At 60.1% G+C, this 3,314-nt stretch carries 3 protein-coding genes and 2 tRNA genes; 2 read left to right on the top strand and 3 right to left on the bottom strand.

Features of this window, described 5'->3' with window-relative positions:
• Nucleotides 1-248 (bottom strand): LysR family transcriptional regulator (locus tag FEM54_RS28360; protein ID WP_138453837.1); only part of this gene is annotated, 248 nt, incomplete at its 3' end.
• Nucleotides 249-353: 105 nt separating this feature from the next.
• Between FEM54_RS28360 and FEM54_RS28355 the strand changes: the two genes are divergently transcribed.
• Nucleotides 354-1,856 (top strand): MFS transporter, encoded by a 1,503-nt coding sequence (locus FEM54_RS28355; RefSeq protein ID WP_138453836.1) that lies wholly within the window; start codon nt 354-356, stop codon nt 1,854-1,856.
• A 79-nt stretch (nt 1,857-1,935) separates the two neighbouring features.
• Here FEM54_RS28355 and FEM54_RS28350 read toward each other — a convergent pair.
• Nucleotides 1,936-2,012: transfer RNA gene (locus FEM54_RS28350), tRNA-Asp, on the bottom strand.
• A gap of 19 nt (nt 2,013-2,031) precedes the next feature.
• A tRNA-Val gene (locus FEM54_RS28345) sits at nt 2,032-2,107 on the bottom strand.
• 159 nt (nt 2,108-2,266) lie between these two features.
• Here FEM54_RS28345 and rdgC point away from each other — a divergent pair.
• Complete coding sequence (gene rdgC, locus FEM54_RS28340; protein WP_003172886.1) at nt 2,267-3,187, top strand: recombination-associated protein RdgC; 921 nt, start codon at nt 2,267-2,269, stop codon at nt 3,185-3,187.
• Nucleotides 3,188-3,314 lie beyond the last annotated feature (127 nt).

The raw sequence follows: 3,314 nt of genomic DNA, 5'->3' as shown, positions 1-3,314 counted from the left end.
ATGGCGCGGGCGTCCTGCAGGTCATCGAGAATTTTCCGACAGCGCTCGTAGAACAACTGGCCTTCAGCAGTCAGGCTGACTTTGCGCGTGCTGCGGTGCAACAACCGCACATTCAACGACGCTTCCAGCTTGACCACATTTTTGCCCACCGCCGAGGCGGAAATGCCCATCGCCCGCGCCGCGCCTGTGAAGCTGAGCGCTTCAGCGGTTTTCACGAAGGCGATCATACCGCTGAGATTGTCGCTCATACCAATGCATCCAATTTGTCCGTTATGTGTGGAATGTAGGCCCATTTATCCGCCATTACATCCTGATTAGAGTCTTTATCTTTACAGGTCCACAGGAATCTCCCGATGAACACAGCCGACTCCGCCCATGGCCGCTATGCCATTCTTGCCGCGATCTGCCTGGCGGCTCTGGTGTTGCCCATGAGCTTTACCGGTGGCGCCATAGCGACGCCCTTTATCGGCCACGCATTTGCTGCGCACCCCACACAGTTGGCGTGGATCACCAACGCATTCATGCTTAGTTTTGGCAGCCTGCTGATGGCCGCCGGCACCCTTGCCGATCGGTATGGTCGCAAGCGCTTGTTCTTGTGGGGCATGGCGCTGTTTACAGGTGTCTCGCTGCTGCTGACCGTGGCGCCGGGCATGCTCTGGCTGGATGTACTGCGCGGTGTTCAAGGTGTTGCGGCAGCTACCGCATTGGCCAGCGGCTGCGCAGCGTTGGCGCAGGAGTTCGACGGCCATGCCAGGACACGCGCCTTCAGCTTGCTGGGCACCACCTTTGGCGCGGGCCTGGCTTTCGGGCCGCTGCTGTCTGGGTGGCTGATTGAACTGTGGGGCTGGCGTGCGATTTTCTTCACCACCGCATTGCTGGCGGGCCTGTCGTTGCTGTGCGCCGCACCCACAATGCGAGAGAGCCGCGACCCGCAAGCGCTGCAGTTGGACCTGCCTGGCGTACTGACGTTTTCGGCAATGCTGGTGAGCTTGACCACGGCGATCATTCTCGCGCCGCAGTTGGGTTGGGCTTCGGTGACAACCGGTTGCCTGCTTGCGGCGGCTGCGGCTTTCTTGCTGGTGTTTATCCTGGTTGAACAGCGTGCGAGCCAACCGATGCTGGATCTGCGCCTGTTTCGCTTTGCGCGTTTTATCGGCGTGCAATTGTTGCCGATTGGCACCTGCTACTGCTACATCGTGCTGGTGGTGTTGCTGCCGCTGCGGTTTATTGGGGTCGAAGGCGCCAGCGCGTCAGAGGCGGGCTTGATGATGCTGGCGCTGTCTGCGCCGATGCTGGTGGTGCCGTTACTGGCCGCAACGCTGACACGCTGGCTGTCGGCGGGGCTGTTGTGTGCCCTTGGCCTGTTGATCGCGGCGGCGGGTTTATATGGGCTGAGCCTGGCCCAGCCCGGCCAGCCATTGCTGACTGTCGTGGCAATGTTGGTGATCGGGATGGGGACGGGCTTGCCGTGGGGCTTGATGGATGGCCTGGCGATCAGCGTGGTGCCCACAGAGCGTGCGGGCATGGCCGCAGGCATTTTCAATACGACCCGGGTTGCCAGTGAAGGTGTGGCGCTGGCCATCACCGTGGCGGTGTTGAGTGCGCTGGTTGCCCAACATCTGCCCGCAGACAGTTCGCAGGACATTGCTGGGGTTGCCCAGCAGTTGGTCATGGGCGACACCCGTGCAAACCTCCCGCTGGAATTGCTGCGCACGGCCTACCTCGCGGGCTTCAATACGTTGCTGCAGTGGCTGGCCGGGCTCACCCTGTTTACGGCGGTGGTGGTGTTTGTGTTTCTGAGCCGACGTGAGATTGCACCCGCGCCTGTGGCGCTCGCCGCCGAAGCGCAAAGCTGAATCGCAGGCAAAAAAAAGCCCGCTCAATGAGCGGGCTTCTTGTGGTGACCTGGCGTTCAGTGTTCCAGGTTACCGAATATGGCGCAGCGGACGGGACTCGAACCCGCGACCCCCGGCGTGACAGGCCGGTATTCTAACCGACTGAACTACCGCTGCGCGTAACACTTGAAACGAATGGTGGGTGATGACGGGATCGAACCGCCGACATTCTGCTTGTAAGGCAGACGCTCTCCCAGCTGAGCTAATCACCCTTCGCTTCGGTGTGGCGCGCATTCTACGGAGCGACCTTAAGTCTGGCAAGCACTTTCTTAAATCTTTTTTTTCAGCCCTTCCAATGGCTTAGGCAGGGTTGGCCTCAGCCCGGATCAAGAGAATAATGCCCCCCTTTGTATAAAGGAGAGACTCACCCCATGTGGTTCAAGAACCTGCTTATCTATCGCCTGACCCAAGATCTGCCTGTTGATGCCGAGGCGTTGGAAGCGGCCATGGCCACCAAACTGGCGCGCCCGTGTGCAAGCCAGGAGTTGACCACTTACGGTTTCGTCGCACCTTTTGGTAAAGGTGAAGACGCTCCCCTGGTGCATGTCAGCGGTGACTTCCTGCTGATCGCTGCACGCAAGGAAGAACGCATCCTGCCGGGTAGCGTGGTGCGTGACGCGCTTAAAGAGAAAGTCGAAGAGATCGAGGCCGAGCAAATGCGCAAGGTCTATAAGAAGGAACGCGACCAGATCAAGGATGAAATCATCCAGGCCTTCCTGCCGCGCGCCTTTATCCGTCGCTCGTCGACTTTCGCCGCCATTGCGCCGAAACAGGGCCTGATCCTGGTCAACTCGGCGAGCCCGAAACGCGCCGAAGACCTGCTGTCGACCCTGCGCGAAGTAATCGGCACCCTGCCGGTACGCCCGCTGACGGTTAAAACCGCACCAACGGCGATCATGACCGACTGGGTCACCACGCAGAAGCCGGCCGATGACTTCTTCGTCCTCGACGAATGCGAACTGCGCGACACCCACGAAGACGGCGGCATCGTGCGCTGCAAGCGCCAGGACCTGACCGGCGAAGAGATCCAACTGCACCTGACTACCGGCAAAGTCGTGACGCAATTGTCCCTGGCCTGGCAGGACAAGTTGTCCTTCATGCTCGACGACAAAATGACCGTCAAGCGCCTGAAGTTCGAAGACCTGCTGCAAGACCAGGCTGAACAGGACGGCGGCGACGAGGCATTGGGCCAGCTGGATGCCAGCTTTACCCTGATGATGCTGACGTTTGGTGAGTTCCTGCCGGCGTTGGTTGAGGCACTGGGCGGCGAAGAAACCCCGCAGGGCATCTAAGCCATGTGAAGATCAAAATGTGGGAGCTGGCTTGTGTGGGAGCTGGCTTGCCTGCGATAGCATCAACTCGATCCAGCTGAAGACCGAGGTGCCTGCATCGCGGGCAAGCCCGGCTCCCACACAAGCC

The organism is Pseudomonas edaphica (genome assembly GCF_005863185.1).
In the GTDB taxonomy this organism is placed as follows: Bacteria; Pseudomonadota; Gammaproteobacteria; order Pseudomonadales; family Pseudomonadaceae; genus Aquipseudomonas; species Aquipseudomonas edaphica.
Note: the sequence above shows the minus strand (reverse complement) of the source record. Positions and strands in the feature narration are given on the sequence as shown.

Excerpts from the sequence above, each read along its gene's own strand:
- FEM54_RS28355 (WP_138453836.1), top strand. The coding sequence starts at position 354 with ATGAACACAGCCGACTCCGCCCATGGCCGCTATGCCATTCTTGCCGCG.
- rdgC (WP_003172886.1), top strand. The coding sequence starts at position 2,267 with ATGTGGTTCAAGAACCTGCTTATCTATCGCCTGACCCAAGATCTGCCT.